Origin of the sequence: Bacillus sanguinis, assembly GCF_018332475.1 — a bacterium.
Classification (GTDB): domain Bacteria; phylum Bacillota; class Bacilli; order Bacillales; family Bacillaceae_G; genus Bacillus_A; species Bacillus_A sanguinis.
Map to the genome: position 1 here is coordinate 21252 of NZ_BOQB01000030.1, position 14732 is coordinate 35983.

Here is a 14732-nt window from a genome sequence, read left to right on the forward strand (position 1 = left end):
CCCCACATATTATGTGAGAGCTTGTTCAAATTATAATTAAGCTGCTTGCTTATTAGAAATCTCTTTCAAATAGGCTTGTCCTTTTTCAGCGTCATATTGACCTTCCCACTTAGACATAACTACAGCTGCTAAAGAGTTACCTACAACGTTAACTGCTGTACGAGCCATATCTAAAATACGGTCAATACCGGCGATGAATGCTAAACCTTCAGGTGGAATACCTACTGTACCAAGTGTCGCTAATAATACAACGAATGATACGCCCGGTACACCTGCGATACCTTTTGATGTAACCATTAATACAAGTAATAATGTAATTTGTTGTGTAATAGATAAATCAATACCGTACATTTGCGCTAAGAAAATAGCCGCAATTGCTTGATATAAAGTTGATCCATCTAAGTTAAATGAATAACCTGTCGGAATAACGAAAGATGTAATTGCTTTCGGACAACCGAACTTCTCCATTTTCTCCATAATTTTCGGTAAAACTGTTTCTGAACTTGCTGTTGAATATGCTAAGATCAGCTCGTCTTTTAAAATTTTAAAGAATTGGAAAATGTTAATTCCAAATATTTTCGCTGTAAGTCCTAAGACAACTACAACGAAGAAAATCATTGCCCCGTATACTACAATTAGTAATTTCCCTAACGGAATTAATGAAGCTAAACCGAATGTAGAAACTGTAACACCAATTAATGCGAATACACCAAATGGAGCAAATTTCATAACTTGGTTCGTTACGTAAAACATTGCATCAGCTACACCTTGGAAAAATTGAAGAACCGGTCTTCCTCTTTCACCAATTGCTGCTACACCTAAACCAAATAATACAGAGAAGAAGATAATAGCAAGCATATCTCCGTCAGCTAATGACTTCATAATGTTCGTTGGAACAATATTTACAAATGTATCTGCAAATGAATGACTTTGTACTTGCTCTGTCGTATGTGTATATTTCGAAATATCTGTCTTTGTTAACTGCTCCATATTTACGCCTTTTCCTGGTTGGAAAATATTCGCAATTAATAGACCGACAATAATTGCAATTGTTGTAATTATTTCAAAGTAAATAATTGTTTTTCCGCCTAGTCGGCCTAATTTTTTAACATCGCCAACACCAGCAACCCCAACAACAATACTTGCTACAACAATCGGTACAACGATCATTTTAATTAATCGGATGAAAATATCACCAATTGGTTGTAAATATTTCACAACCGCTGGATTATCAAAGAAAATCGCCCCAACTGCAATACCAAGCGCAAGTCCTATTAATATTTGCCATGCAAGTCCTATTCTTTTCATACTTGTTGTAACCCCCTCTTCGATGTTTCACTCTACCTTTCATTCTATCTCTATAAAACTTGAAATTAAGAGTATTACATATTATTCGACAATTCACTACATTTTGTCCCTGTTAAAAATCATAAATCAAAATTTAAAATCTGACAACAAAATAACTTTTCCCGAACGCAAATAATTTTCTTGACAAAAACAAAACCCATGTTAGAAAACCTCACATGAGAACGATTCCTCACCAGTATTTTATTGGATTCCTAACTAATATTTCACTACATAAAACAACTTCACTTTTCCTTTTATTTTACAAAAAACCCTAAAAATACATCCTTGTTACACAAATATAAAAAATGCATCTTCAGTGAAATTTATCGTTGAAAGATGATAAATTCCGACAAAACTTAGCAATTTTATAAAATTTTCTTTACATTATGGTTACAACGATAGACACTCTTCTTCTTATGATATATAACATTCATAGGGAAAGGAGCCAGACAACCATGAAAAAGAAATTTGCAGCGTTTAGTGTTTTAGCAGCAGGAACGATTTTTGTTTCTCCGCTACTTTCACCCGTATACGCTGAAACGAATCAAGATAAATTATCTAATATCCAATCTGAATTAGAAGGAAAACAAAATGACTTACAAAATAAATCAGCCGAGAAAGAACAAATAGAAAAGGAAATTCAAGAATTACAAAAGAAAATCGACGATTTAACTACTTCTATTAATAAAAACGAGGCTGAATTAAACGATACAAAAAAAGAAATTAGTAAAACACAACAAGTAATTACTGAAAAAAAGAAACATATAGAGCAATTACAAACAAACATAGATACGCGCCAGGAAGTTATTAAGCAACGTTTACAATCTATGCAAGAAAAACCTCGTACAAATATTATTACAGAGGTAATAACAACTTCTACAAATATCGCTGATCTTGTTGATAATATGTACTCTGTAAGTTTAATTTTAAACAACGATACTGATATTGTGAAAAAACAAACAACCGATCAAAATGCTGTGGCGAAAGAAAAAGAGGCTGTCGAGAAAAAAGAGCAACAACTGAAAGAATCAGAGCAAAAATTAGAACAAAAACAGCAAGAATTACAAAATAACCAACAACAGCAACAAACTCTTATTAACGATCTACATACGAAAGTAGCAAAAGTAGATTCAGAGATTGAAGGATTAGAAGAATCCAAAGGCATTTTAGAAAACCAGCGTCAAGCTGTTCAAAAAGCAATTGAAGAAGAAAAACGCGCAGAAGAAGCTCGTAAAGCTGAAGAAGCTCGTAAGGCAGAGGAAGCTCGCAAACAAGCTGCCACACCTGCCCAAGCCGCTCCGGTACCGCATGATACAAACATCGGTGGATTTATTAAACCAGCAGCTGGATCAAAAACTTCTGGATTTGGCGCACGTTCTTTAGATAACCATAAAGGAATCGATATTGCTGCTTCAGGAACTGTTCCAATTATAGCCGCGGCAGATGGCGTTGTTATTCGCTCAGAGCTATCATCTAGTTACGGAAACGTTGTGTACTTATCTCACCGTATAAACGGAAAAACATACACGACAGTATATGCTCATATGAGTAGCCGTTCTGTATCGAATGGACAAACTGTCAAACAAGGCACTCAACTTGGATTTATGGGGAACACTGGCCAATCATACGGACAACATTTACACTTCGAACTTCACCTTGGAGAGTGGAATGTCGGCAAAACAAATGCAGTTGATCCATCTCCTTATATCGGATTATAGAAAAAAACTCGGTGCACACCGAGTTTTTTCTTTCCCCTTCACACAATATAGGCATTCTACATAGACTACAACTAAATGCCTATATTTTACGGGGTGAATCATATGAATACCCTATAAAGCGTATAATCTTTTATTAAATACACCTACAGCATAATAAAAAGACGGAGAAATCTCCGTCTTTTTATTATGCAAACATTTTAAATACGCCTATCGCGTTTAAGAATACAATAATTACAGTTACTGGAATAACGTAACGAAGCAAGAAGAACCAAATATTAAATAATGTTTTTCCTTTCGTTTCCGTAACTTCTAATTCTTTCATTAGCATTTCTTTACTCATTTTATTTGGTACGAATAGCGAAATGGCTAGTACTCCGAGTGGCAATAATACATTACTTACCGCAAAATCGACAAAATCAAAGAATGTCTTACCAAATATTTTCACATCACTCATAATTCCAAACGATAATGCTGACGGGATTCCAACTGCAAAAATAAGAATACCAATTAATAATGATGCCGACGGACGCTTTTTCTCATTATCTTTCGCAACAGATGCTACTACAATTTCAAGCATGGAAATCGCAGATGTTAATGTTGCAAAGAAGAATAAAACTAAAAACATAATGAAGAAAAATTGTCCAAATGGTATTTTCGCAAATACTGCTGGAAGGACGATAAACAGTAGTCCTGGTCCTTCAGTCGGCTTAACGCCTAATGCGAAAATCGCCGGAAAAATTGCTAATCCTGCAAGTACTGTAATAAAAACAGTTAAACTTACAATAGATGTTGCTGATTTCGCTAAATGCTCTTCTTTCTTCAAATATGAACTATACGTGACCATTACTGAGGCACCTACTGTTAGCGAGAAGAATGATTGTCCCATCGCGTATAAAATCGTATCTGCTGTCAGCTTTGAAAAATCTGGTTTTAAGAAGAACTCTACTCCAGCAAAAGCACCGTCAAGTGTTAACGCACGAACAATGATCGCAATAAATAAAATAAATAATAGCGGCATCATATACTTACTTGCTTTTTCTATCCCTTTCTCAACACCTTTACTTACAACAAAAATAGTGCAAAGCATAAAGATAAATTGCGCTCCAATTGCGCTTACTGGATTTGAAATCGTTTCACTAAATAATTTCCCGTAATCAACAACACCATTCCAGAAGCTTCCTGTAATACTATAGTATAAATACAGTAAAATCCATCCACCTACAACACTATAAAAAGATAGTACACTAAAACAAGTAACAACTCCCATACGACCAATCCAAGGATATAACTTGCTATTTGGCACCAATACTTTATACGCTGTAACTGCCTCTTTTTGCGTACTACGTCCAATAACAAATTCAGCTAAAAGAAGCGGCATACCTATAAATAAAGTTAATAGTAAAAATACAAGGAAGAATGCGCCTCCCCCACCATTACCTGCAACATATGGAAATTTCCATATCGCACCAAGACCTACTGCGGCTCCGGCTGCTGCGAGTACAAAGCCTATTTTCGACGTCCATTGCTGTGTTTCTTTCATCATAATTTCTCCTTTTCTGAATATTTAAACTTTTATTAATTATACACTTTCATTTCATACTCGCACACCTCCTTTAGAAAATAAAAAAGTCCCCTACACGCAAATATGCATGTAGAGGACGATATATGTAATGTAAATACCGTGGTACCACCTCAATTGGATTGATAAATCCCACTTGTTCAAGTACAGGAAAAAATTCCGATACTCTATCCTTTTAACGGCGGAACCCGGGTTGCCTACTACAATGTTCAACATACCTCTCGCAAGCCCATTCTGTATATTTTATCGTACCGGGCTCACACCTTACCCCAGCTCTCTGAACGTATCAAATATACATACTCTTCTTGCTCATCGATTTCATTTATTGAAGTTACTTGTGATTATAAATTATATTTTTATAGTTGTAAAGTACAATTTATTCATTATCCTATATGAACTCTTCTCTCTAATTCTCGTAAAAACAATTCCCTTTTTTGTTCATTTTGAACATATACCGTCTTTAATACTTCTTGCAACAATATATTTCTCTGCTTTTTCTCTATTTGTAATTCTTTCACTTTTATTCTAACTTCGTATAAAAAATCAAGATACGATTCATACGTCTCATCATATTTATTTGCGATATCATCACGAATTTTTTTTGCTAGTTTCGGACTCGCTCCTCCAGTAGACACAGCCACATTCAGTAATCCACGATGAATCGCCGCTGGGAAATGAACATTCCCACTTTCCGGGTTCGTAATAACATTTACTAATTGATTTTCTGAGCTATCTTCAGCAATTTGTTCATTTAATACGGCATCACCACTCGCTGCAACAACTAAAAAAGCGTCTTTAATATCACTTTTTTCATACTCCCTTTGATACCAACGAATTTGCTTTTCTTCCACTAGTTTTACTAAATTCCCATCCAATTCAGGACTTATCACAACTATATCCGCACCTTGTTTTAGTAAAGGAATAATTTTAAATCCCGCGACTTTCCCTCCACCAATGACAACAACACGTTTCTTCTCAACTCGCACTGTAAGTGGATACATATTGATCTCCCTTCAATAATTTCTTCGTTTTCTGAATTAACCTATATTGAAACGCCTCATTCTTTCCTAAATACGGACTTATTGTTATCTCATCCGAATCGTATTGGCGTACTTCTTTTTCAATATGTTTCATAAGTAAACCGGTAAATAACAAGTAAGGCAACACAACGATGTTCTTTTCTTTTCGTTCTACAACTTCCTTTAACTTCTCCTCAAATTTTGGCTCGGCAGCCGCTAAATAGCAAACCTCTACTTTTTTAATTTTCTCTTCCGTTTGAAATAAAGAAGCGATCCAGTTTATATCTTTTAATACTTCAGGATCGCTACTCCCTCTCGCAACGAGAAGTAACGTCACTTCATTCGTCTCTTCCTGTTCGATGCCACTTCCTTTATACACTGATTTAACAAGTGTTTCTGATACACCAAACGGATTACCGTAGGTCACTTTAACATTCGAAAATTGATTGTTTAACTTTTCTAATTCAAACGGGATATCTTTTTTCACGTGACCTGCCGCTAATAGAAAAACTGGAATAACAATAATCTCTGTAGCACCACGCTTCACACACGTAAGGAACCCTTCATCAATAGTTGGACTCGCTAACTCTAAAAAACAAACCTCTTGAATACTTGCCTCTACACGATCCATACATGACGTAATAAACGCAATCGCTTCTTCTTTAGCTGCTTTCAAACGACTTCCATGACATATATATAAGATGGCTTTCATTTTATAACACTCCGCTTACTTGATACGTACTTTCTGTCTGCTTCTCAAACCAATGGATCTTTTCTCTAAAACGGACCACTTCTCCAATTACAATCATGCTTGGATTTTGAATGTGCTCTTTTTTCGCAACATCTACAATTGTTCCTAACGTCCCGACAACTGTGCGCTGCATTGATGTCGTTCCTCGCTCAATAATAGCAGCAGGTGTACTTTTTTCTTTTCCATGCTTCATCAGTTGTTCACATATGTAGGGTAAATTACTAACCCCCATATATACAGCTAAAGTCTCTACACCTTTCGCTAAATTTTCCCACTTCACTTCTTCTTCAGCATCTTCTTTCCTATGCCCCGTCACAATAGCAAAACTTGCACTTGCATCACGATGCGTCACTGGAATGCCAGCATAAGCAGGCGCAGCTATTCCAGCTGAAATACCAGGAACAATTTCAAACGGCACACCTTGCTTCGCTAACGCTTCAGCTTCTTCCCCCCCTCTACCAAATACAAATGGATCGCCGCCCTTAAGCCTCGTTACAACTTTTCCTTTTTTCGCATATTTAATAAGGAACGTGTTAATTGTCTCTTGCTTCATCGTGTGATAATTTGGTAGTTTTCCGCAATAAATTAAATCCGCTTCAGGCTTTGCATAGGAAAGCAACTCTTTATTTACAAGACGGTCGTATAAAATAACGTCTGCTTTCTCAATACATTTCAATCCTTTCACAGTAATTAAATCTGGATCACCAGGACCTGCCCCAACGATATATACTTTTCCCATCATCTCTCCTCATTTCTACTATTAAAGTGAAACTTCCATCCTTATATATGAATGGAAGTTTTCATTTCTTCATATTTCAATGTTCCTTACTCATGAATAACAAAGGCCGCGCTTTTTCGAATCTTCTTTTTTTCAAATAGGGAAATCTCCTTTACCTCTGGTAACGGTAAAAAATGTTTTTCAAGCTCAATCTCCGCCATCTTAAATGCCTGTTCTTCACTTTCAGCAACAACAACAATTGGAACAATGCTACTCACTAATACTGCTTCAAATCGATATAAATCCATATTGTCCCTCCTAAGACGCTATTACTTCTTCTAACACGTTATTTAACGCTATTTGTAATGTCTCTACACCAACGCGGCCTACAAAATCATAAAACGTTTCAGCCGGTAATTTATTCTCTTTGAAATAACTTATAAATGATGCAAGTACATCAGGTAGATCCTCACCATCTATTTTTCCTTTTAACTTTTGATTGTAAGCACCGCCATCTAACAACGTTCCACCTACATATATTTCAAATGCTTCAACAATTCCTTTTTCCTTCGTTTTCATTTTCACCCCTTGCAATCCAATGTCAGCAATTTGACGTTGACCACATGAATTCGGGCATCCTACCATATGAATACGAACCGAAACATCGAGTGCAATTTGTGTATCTAAGTATTCGGCAATTTTCCGCAATCTTTCTTTCGTTTCTACTAATGCAAGATTGCAATATTCAATACCAGTACAGGAAACCGCATGACCAATAAATGATTTTGGACTTGCTGATATCGCTTCAAACAACGGCTCATTCAGTAAACCCGTTACATTTCCTGGCGGAATATTCGGAATAATGAAGTTTTGCGAGTTACATGTACGAATCTGTCCATTTCCATACTTCTTAGCAATTTTTGCAATCTCAAACATTTCTTTTGCATGTAGACGTCCTACCGGCACATTAAAACCTACATATTTTAGTCCATCTTGTTTTTGATCTTGAACACCATAAAAGTATCCAGCATTCCAACCTTTGAGAGCACTTTCTCCTTTACTTTGTAATGGTCCTGTATACTCTATTAGTTTCTCTTTAAACTTCTCTGCTCCCCAGTCTGCAACAAGAAACTTCAAACGAGCTAGATGACGTTTTTCGCGATATCCAAAATCACGGAATATCGTAGCAATCGCAATTGCTACCGCCTTCACTTCTTCTGGTAAAACGAATACATCTAATTCATCAGCTAAATATGGACGGGCTGATAATCCACCGCCTACTTTTATATGAAAACCAACTTTTTTCTCACCATCTATCTCTTTCGTTGCAGGTGTAAATGCAACACAGTTAATCTCTGCGTTTGCTGAATTATAAATGTTAGAACTAATAGACATTTTAAATTTACGTGGTAAATTAGAAAACTCTTCATTATGTTGGAAATAATCATATACCTCTTTCACAATACCCGTTGTATCAAACAGTTCATTTGCATCAATACCAGCAAGTGGATTCCCTGTAATATTACGCGTTATATCACCACACGCTCCGGCTGAAGATAACCCAACTCTCGCTAATCTTTTAAAAATATCTGGAATTTGATGAATTTCTAACCAATGAAACTGAATCGCCTGTCTTGTCGTAATATCTATTACGTCACGTCCATAATCCTCAGCGATAGAAGCAAGCACTTCTGCCTGCGCATTCGTAATAATCCCTGAAGGAATATTTACACGCATCATAAAATAACCAGCTTCTTTCGGTCTTTGTAAATACAACCCTGCCCATTTGAAAGCGTCCCACTCTTCTTTCGGAATAGATTCGAAGCCATTCTCTGCATAGTAAGGAATATCATTAAAGATTTCCAATCCATCTTTTTTTAATTTATTTTTCTCAGTTTGATTTAATTTTTCATTGTTAGCCCATACTTTTTCATAACTCATTTTTTAATCCCCCTATATAAAGTGAAACTTTAATCAGTGGGATTGTTCATCCCCCACTGATTATTAGCCTTAACCAATCGGGCATTTACGGGCAGTTCATCTCCCACCTAACTTCTTTGCCCTAGCTAAATTTTGAGATGGGAGTTTTTACTGCCTGTTAATGCGGGATAACACTACGCTCTTGCAAATACTTCACGATTTGTTCTGCACATTCTTCAATCGAATACTTGTGCGTTTCTACAATTAATTCCGCTTGCTCTGGTTCCTCATACGGTGAATCGATACCTGTAAACTCTTTAATATCACCTTTTCTTGCTTTTTTATAAAGTCCTTTCGGATCACGCTTTTCACACTCTTCAATTGGACACTTTACAAACACTTCTATAAACTCATCTGCTGCTAATAGATCTCTAACTTGTTTTCGGTCTACTCGAAATGGTGAAATAAACGCTGTAAGAACGACAGTACCTTGATCTACAAATAGCTTCGCCACTTCGCCAATCCGTCTTATATTCTCCATACGATCACTTTCAGAAAAACCTAAGTCTTTATTTAAACCGTGGCGTATATTATCCCCATCTAGTACATAATTTCCAATATTCTTTTCAAATAGTTTACGAGCAACCGCGTTCGCCACCGTAGATTTACCTGAAGCTGATAGACCAGTAAACCAAACTACAAAACTATGATGCCCATTTCTTACTCTTCTCTCATCTTTTGAAACAGATGCTGTATGCCAAGTAATATTTGTGTCCATCTCATTCTCTCCCTATTCTGTTACTACTTCTTTTTTCAAACCTTTAATTAGCACTTCTACTACTTCTTTACGACTAAATGTACTTGGCGGAACCTCACCGTTTCTTAATAATTCTCTTACTTTCGTACCTGATAAAATGACATGATCTTCTTTTCCGTGCGGGCATGTTTTCGTCGAAGCCATCGCTTCACATTTCGCACAGTAAAAACTATGTTCAAAAAATAGCGGTGTAATTCCTAACTCTTCCACTGTAAAGTTTGTAAAGATTTCTTGCGCTTCATAAGTACCGTAATAATCTCCTACCCCTGCATGATCGCGCCCTACTATAAAGTGTGTACATCCAAAATTCTTTCTAACTAGCGCATGAAATATCGCTTCCCTCGGTCCTGCGTAACGCATTGCTGCAGGAAATACACTTAAAAAGACACGATCTTTCGGATAATAATTTTGAAGTAATACTTCATAACTTTCCATCCTTACATCAGCAGGAATATCGTCCGACTTCGTTTCCCCAACGAGCGGATTCAAAAAGAGACCGTCTACAATTTCAAGAGCAGATTTTTGAATATATTCATGGGCACGATGTACCGGATTTCTCGTTTGGAATCCGACTACTGTTTTCCAACCACGTTTTTTAAATTCTTCTCTCGTTTCAATTGGATCTAAATGATAAGAAGGAAACGGATTATTTTCAAAACGTTTTGTAAGAATAATAGCTCCTCCGACGTAAACATTCGGTCGTTCGTATAATTTTTTCACTCCAGGATGAGCCTCATCCGTCGTTTTATACACTAGTAACGCTTCTTTTTCCTTGTCAGGCACAAAAATATCTTCTATTTGAATGACGCCATATACATTTCCACCGTTAACAAGTTTTACTTTCTCTCCAGCTTTCAGACTCTCTGCTACTTCTTCTGTTACTGGTAACGTAATCGGTATACTCCAAACACTCCCGTTAACTAAACGAAGCGTTTCTACAACCGAGTCATAATCTTTCTTTCCTAAAAAACCAGTAAGCGGGCTATATCCCCCTGTCGCTAATAGCTCTAAATCACTTAACGCAATGTTGTCTAGCCCAATTTCTTTTTCAATTTGTGATACGTCATATGTCTCATCTATAAGATTTACTAATTCGTTTCTTGTACTCATTTTCTATATCCTCTCTTAGCTTTATTTTCAAATTCATCTTATTGGTAATGTAGACCGCATTCAGTTTTTACTTTCCCGGCCCATCTACCGTCTCTCGAATCGCCACCCTCACCTACAGGTAACGTACACTTCTCACACCCAATACTTGGATATCCAACATCATGCAGCGGGTTATACGGCAAGCTATGTTTGTATACATATCGCCATACCTCTTTCCACGTCCAATGAATGAGCGGACAAACTTTAATAGATTGAAAGCGATGATCTTGATTTATAAACTTTGTATGCTTACGTGTTTCTGATTGTTCCCTCCTTAAGCCCGATATCCACGCTTTTTCCGGTGCTAATGATTTTTCTAACGGTAAAATTTTTCTAATTTTACAACAGAGATTCGGATTACTTTCCCATAATTTCTCACCATGCAACTTCGCTTGTTCGTCAAGTGTAAGTTCCGGCTGTTGTTCTATAATATTTAATGAAGGAAATCGTCTACGCACTTTTTGAATTAATTCATACGTTTCTTGAAAATGAACATTTGTATCTAAAAATACAACTTTAGCAGATGGATTTACTTGGTTTATAAGATGCAGCAGTACCATCCCTTCCACTCCGAAGCTACATGCGTATACAATTTCACTTTTATATTCTTTATAAGCCCAACTTAATACAGATAGCGCGCCTTTCGTTCCATCTTCTTCTGAAAATGAAATGTTATTTTCTTCCCACGTTTCATACGTCAACATGTTCTTTCCCCCTGTAAAAGCAAAAAGACGGTTTTAACCTAATGATATAGGTTAAAACCGCCTCTAGTTTTTCTAGTCAGCGCTTTTTACTTTAAACGTACTTTTTCACTTTTCTCTAATTGAATGACTTTCCCATCTTGCACAACAATTGTAATTGAACCATATTTCATATCAGCAAGCATCGCTTGAATCTTCTCAGATACTTCCTCAAAATGTTCCCGTACGCTCACGCGAACAGCCCCCCTTTTTATTCATAAAAAAAATCTTTCCCATTTCGAAAAGACTGTTCGGTAATATATTTTACCTTATCTTTCAAAATGGATTCCATTTTGCTGGATTTAGCACCTTGCTTTCTATAAGCAGGTTGCCGAGCTTCGTCGGGCCAGTTCCCTCCGCTTCTCTTGATAAGCTTTGTATTTGTATTTTATCACAATTCTGATTTTTTTCAATCCTAGTTTTCCGATATATTTTAATTATTTTATTTTACAAAAAAGGAATTGCCCATCTGAACAACTCCTTTTTCCCCATTTAAACTAATTCTTTAATACGTATGCGATCGTTCCCAATAATATTTTCATATGTTTCGCGCTCTACAACAATTTGTGATGTGCCGCCTTTCACGAAGACGACAGCTGGTCTACAAATCCGATTATAATTATTCGCCATCGAGTACCCGTATGCCCCTGTACAAGAAATTGCTAATAAATCGGCCGTAGCAACTTTCGGTAGCGTAATATCCCATATTAACATATCTCCACTCTCACAGCATTTCCCAGCAATCGAAACGACTTCCTCATTCTCATCATTTCCTCGATTCGCTAACATCGCTTCATAACGAGCGTTATATAATGCAGGTCTTAAATTATCAGTCATCCCACCATCCACTGATACATATTTCCGAATACCAGGAATGTCTTTCACAGATCCAACTGTATAAAGTGTCGTGCCAGCATCACCTACAATACTACGACCTGGCTCAACCCATATTTCTGGCAATGGATAATTACATACTGTAAACTGTTCTCTCACTGCACTTGTTACAGCTCGCACATACGTCTCAAGAGTTAATGGTGTATCTGATTCTGTATAGCGTATTCCGAATCCTCCGCCCACATTTAGCACTTTTACTACATAGTTTGTTCGCTCTCTCACTTCTTCTAAAAATTGATGAAGAACTTCAATCGCTCGCACAAAGCCAGCCGTTTCAAATATTTGTGATCCGATATGTGAATGAATCCCTAACACGTTATAATTTGATTTTTGTAAAGCAAGCTCAATCGCCTGCATCGCTTGACCATTTGACACGCCAAATCCAAATTTCGAATCATCTTGGCCTGTTGTAATATATTCATGTGTGTGCGCCTCTACTCCAGGCGTTACACGAATTAATACGTTCACAAATTTCCCATGTTGCACTGCTAAATCATGCAAAATTTCTAATTCTAAGAAATTATCTACGACAAAACAGCCAATATTCGCCTGAAGAGCCATCACAATCTCTTCTTCTGTTTTATTATTGCCGTGAAAATGAATGCGTGATGCCGGAAATCCTGCTTGCAGCGCAGTATATAGTTCTCCGCCAGAAACAACATCTAATGACATATTCTCTTCACGAGCCACTCGGCACATCTCCATGCACAAGAACGCCTTGCTTGCATACGCTACTTGATAAGAGAAACCACTTTCTTTAAAAGCACGATGAAACGCGCGGCATTTTCCTCGAATAGACTCTTCATCGTATACATAAAGTGGTGTTCCATATTGTTTTGCTAGCTGCGTCGTATCGCACCCTCCAATTTCTAAGTGTCCTTGCCCATTGATTCGGCTTGTGCCGTGTAAATACATTTGAATTCCTCCCTTATTTCCTCTAAAACTCATAACCCCAATCTTCTATTCATTGCAGCACGCTTTTAGATAGACAAAAAACGCGCGGAACAATGTTCACACGCGTTTCTTATTAGGAAAAATATATATTGAAAAAATAAACGAGTTGTTATCTCCTCAAAATAAGAAACCGCATCAACATCTCCAAATAGCTCTCCATAAAATAAATCTTATGACAGTACTACATTTATTCAATGCAGTCCCAATATATGAATAAGATGGTTATTCTTATATTTCGGCAATAGTCCCTTTCAACCTATGATCACAGATTCCATTAAATCTCCCATAGCTTACTCTTTCCTATCGCGGCCTCTACCTTTGAGAGTAGATGAGGTAAGTCTATTTAATTTTCAAACATCTAATTGTTGCTATTAACAATACCAAAGGACCATTTTATTTGTCAAACAATTTTTTATATTGTTTTTTTGCAGTTTAATTTCGTATCATTTGGTAAGCGCTTTACTATTATCTTAGTTACTTCCCATTCACCCTCTTCGTTATTAAATGTAATCGTTACCTTCTCAAATGGTGGAACAATTTTCCCACCAATCTGTTCATACTTCGTCACTTCAATGACCGCTTGAAATAAATATGTACCGCTATACACTTTTTTTAAACTGATGATTTTAGGACATTGATAAGGTTTCAAATTCCCATATTGTTTTTCAATTGCTTTATTTATTTTCGGAAATAAAACAGAATAAAGGGCATCTTCCATAAGAGGTGCATCATATTGAGCTACCGACACACTCGGTGAAGCAAAAAGTATAACACTACTGCATACTATAAAATATAATAATTTTCGCATTATAACCTCCGTATTCTTACACGATTCTTTCTACGCACGACAATAATCATACATAGGAACTCCGTTTTATTGTCTCCTACCGCCCTTTTTCTACTCAATTATTATAAAAAAGCCCACAACTCTCTTTTATTTTCGTATAATGATACTCATAGTATAATAAACATAATAACAAAGGACTGTTCGTATATATAAAATGAGGCGCTAATCAAATCGACTCACAAGAACTGTCATGCTTTTTAGGAGAGGAGTATATTATGCTACAACGTCTGTTTCCAAAACTGCGATTTGCACTCGTTGCAGTCGTTTTATTATGGATAA

14 protein-coding genes, 2 riboswitches and 1 other annotated feature are annotated in these 14732 nt (G+C 36.5%); of the genes, 1 reads left to right on the top strand and 13 read right to left on the bottom strand.

Annotated elements, in window-relative coordinates:
* Nucleotides 1–36: 36 nt before the first annotated feature.
* Nucleotides 37–1308: a glutamate/aspartate:proton symporter GltP gene (gene gltP / locus KI369_RS04760; protein ID WP_000821127.1), complete on the bottom strand. Its 1272-nt coding sequence runs from the start codon at nt 1306–1308 to the stop codon at nt 37–39.
* 494 nt (nt 1309–1802) lie between these two features.
* On the opposite strand from gltP, the gene KI369_RS04765 reads away from it, so the two are divergent.
* On the top strand, nt 1803–3065 hold the full coding sequence (locus KI369_RS04765; protein ID WP_212955209.1) for a murein hydrolase activator EnvC family protein: 1263 nt from the start codon (nt 1803–1805) through the stop codon (nt 3063–3065).
* Between the two features lie 184 nt (nt 3066–3249).
* On the opposite strand, the gene KI369_RS04770 is transcribed toward KI369_RS04765, so the two are convergent.
* The 12 genes from KI369_RS04770 to KI369_RS04825 all read right to left on the bottom strand — a co-directional run bounded on the left by KI369_RS04770 (nt 3250) and on the right by KI369_RS04825 (nt 14414).
* Nucleotides 3250–4605, bottom strand: coding sequence for a sodium-dependent transporter (locus KI369_RS04770; protein WP_212955210.1), 1356 nt, complete (start codon nt 4603–4605; stop codon nt 3250–3252).
* A 111-nt stretch (nt 4606–4716) separates the two neighbouring features.
* Nucleotides 4717–4966: a binding site (T-box leader), on the bottom strand.
* Between the two features lie 61 nt (nt 4967–5027).
* Nucleotides 5028–5645 carry an NAD(P)-binding protein gene (locus KI369_RS04775; protein WP_212955211.1) on the bottom strand — a complete coding sequence of 206 codons (618 nt, stop codon included), beginning with the start codon at nt 5643–5645 and terminating at the stop codon, nt 5028–5030.
* On the bottom strand, nt 5620–6375 hold the full coding sequence (locus KI369_RS04780; protein WP_212955212.1) for a sirohydrochlorin chelatase: 756 nt from the start codon (nt 6373–6375) through the stop codon (nt 5620–5622). The genes KI369_RS04775 and KI369_RS04780 overlap by 26 nt, the downstream gene beginning before the upstream one ends.
* Before the next feature lies 1 nt (nt 6376).
* Nucleotides 6377–7153, bottom strand: coding sequence for a uroporphyrinogen-III C-methyltransferase (gene cobA, locus KI369_RS04785; RefSeq protein WP_212955213.1), 777 nt, complete (start codon nt 7151–7153; stop codon nt 6377–6379).
* Nucleotides 7154–7239: 86 nt separating this feature from the next.
* Complete coding sequence (locus KI369_RS04790) at nt 7240–7440, bottom strand: DUF3906 family protein (protein WP_212955214.1); 201 nt, start codon at nt 7438–7440, stop codon at nt 7240–7242.
* A 10-nt stretch (nt 7441–7450) separates the two neighbouring features.
* Complete coding sequence (locus KI369_RS04795; RefSeq protein WP_212955215.1) at nt 7451–9073, bottom strand: nitrite/sulfite reductase; 1623 nt, start codon at nt 9071–9073, stop codon at nt 7451–7453.
* A 157-nt stretch (nt 9074–9230) separates the two neighbouring features.
* The gene (gene cysC / locus KI369_RS04800; RefSeq protein ID WP_212955216.1) at nt 9231–9830 is read right to left on the bottom strand and encodes an adenylyl-sulfate kinase; all 600 of its coding nucleotides are present in this window, start codon (nt 9828–9830) and stop codon (nt 9231–9233) included.
* Between the two features lie 12 nt (nt 9831–9842).
* Nucleotides 9843–10979, bottom strand: a complete 1137-nt coding sequence (sat, locus tag KI369_RS04805) for a sulfate adenylyltransferase (protein ID WP_212955217.1) — start codon at nt 10977–10979, stop codon at nt 9843–9845.
* A gap of 38 nt (nt 10980–11017) precedes the next feature.
* Entirely contained in the window at nt 11018–11722 is a 705-nt protein-coding gene (locus KI369_RS04810) for a phosphoadenylyl-sulfate reductase (protein WP_212955218.1), read from the bottom strand.
* 86 nt (nt 11723–11808) lie between these two features.
* Nucleotides 11809–11952 carry a YezD family protein gene (locus KI369_RS04815; RefSeq protein WP_000116163.1) on the bottom strand — a complete coding sequence of 48 codons (144 nt, stop codon included), beginning with the start codon at nt 11950–11952 and terminating at the stop codon, nt 11809–11811.
* 72 nt (nt 11953–12024) lie between these two features.
* Nucleotides 12025–12133, bottom strand: a riboswitch (SAM riboswitch).
* Nucleotides 12134–12250: 117 nt separating this feature from the next.
* Nucleotides 12251–13567: a diaminopimelate decarboxylase gene (gene lysA, locus KI369_RS04820; protein ID WP_212955219.1), complete on the bottom strand. Its 1317-nt coding sequence runs from the start codon at nt 13565–13567 to the stop codon at nt 12251–12253.
* A gap of 180 nt (nt 13568–13747) precedes the next feature.
* Nucleotides 13748–13929: riboswitch (Lysine riboswitch) on the bottom strand.
* Nucleotides 13930–14018: 89 nt separating this feature from the next.
* On the bottom strand, nt 14019–14414 hold the full coding sequence (locus tag KI369_RS04825; protein WP_144613832.1) for a DUF3888 domain-containing protein: 396 nt from the start codon (nt 14412–14414) through the stop codon (nt 14019–14021).
* Nucleotides 14415–14732: the final 318 nt, after the last annotated feature.

Bases quoted from the DNA above. Each gene is read 5' to 3' on its own strand.
- gltP (WP_000821127.1), bottom strand. From the start codon at position 1,308: ATGAAAAGAATAGGACTTGCATGGCAAATATTAATAGGACTTGCGCTT.
- KI369_RS04765 (WP_212955209.1), top strand. From the start codon at position 1,803: ATGAAAAAGAAATTTGCAGCGTTTAGTGTTTTAGCAGCAGGAACGATT.
- KI369_RS04770 (WP_212955210.1), bottom strand. From the start codon at position 4,605: ATGAAAGAAACACAGCAATGGACGTCGAAAATAGGCTTTGTACTCGCA.
- KI369_RS04775 (WP_212955211.1), bottom strand. From the start codon at position 5,645: ATGTATCCACTTACAGTGCGAGTTGAGAAGAAACGTGTTGTTGTCATT.
- KI369_RS04780 (WP_212955212.1), bottom strand. From the start codon at position 6,375: ATGAAAGCCATCTTATATATATGTCATGGAAGTCGTTTGAAAGCAGCT.
- cobA (WP_212955213.1), bottom strand. From the start codon at position 7,153: ATGGGAAAAGTATATATCGTTGGGGCAGGTCCTGGTGATCCAGATTTA.
- KI369_RS04790 (WP_212955214.1), bottom strand. From the start codon at position 7,440: ATGGATTTATATCGATTTGAAGCAGTATTAGTGAGTAGCATTGTTCCA.
- KI369_RS04795 (WP_212955215.1), bottom strand. From the start codon at position 9,073: ATGAGTTATGAAAAAGTATGGGCTAACAATGAAAAATTAAATCAAACT.
- cysC (WP_212955216.1), bottom strand. From the start codon at position 9,830: ATGGACACAAATATTACTTGGCATACAGCATCTGTTTCAAAAGATGAG.
- sat (WP_212955217.1), bottom strand. From the start codon at position 10,979: ATGAGTACAAGAAACGAATTAGTAAATCTTATAGATGAGACATATGAC.
- KI369_RS04810 (WP_212955218.1), bottom strand. From the start codon at position 11,722: ATGTTGACGTATGAAACGTGGGAAGAAAATAACATTTCATTTTCAGAA.
- lysA (WP_212955219.1), bottom strand. From the start codon at position 13,567: ATGTATTTACACGGCACAAGCCGAATCAATGGGCAAGGACACTTAGAA.
- KI369_RS04825 (WP_144613832.1), bottom strand. From the start codon at position 14,414: ATGCGAAAATTATTATATTTTATAGTATGCAGTAGTGTTATACTTTTT.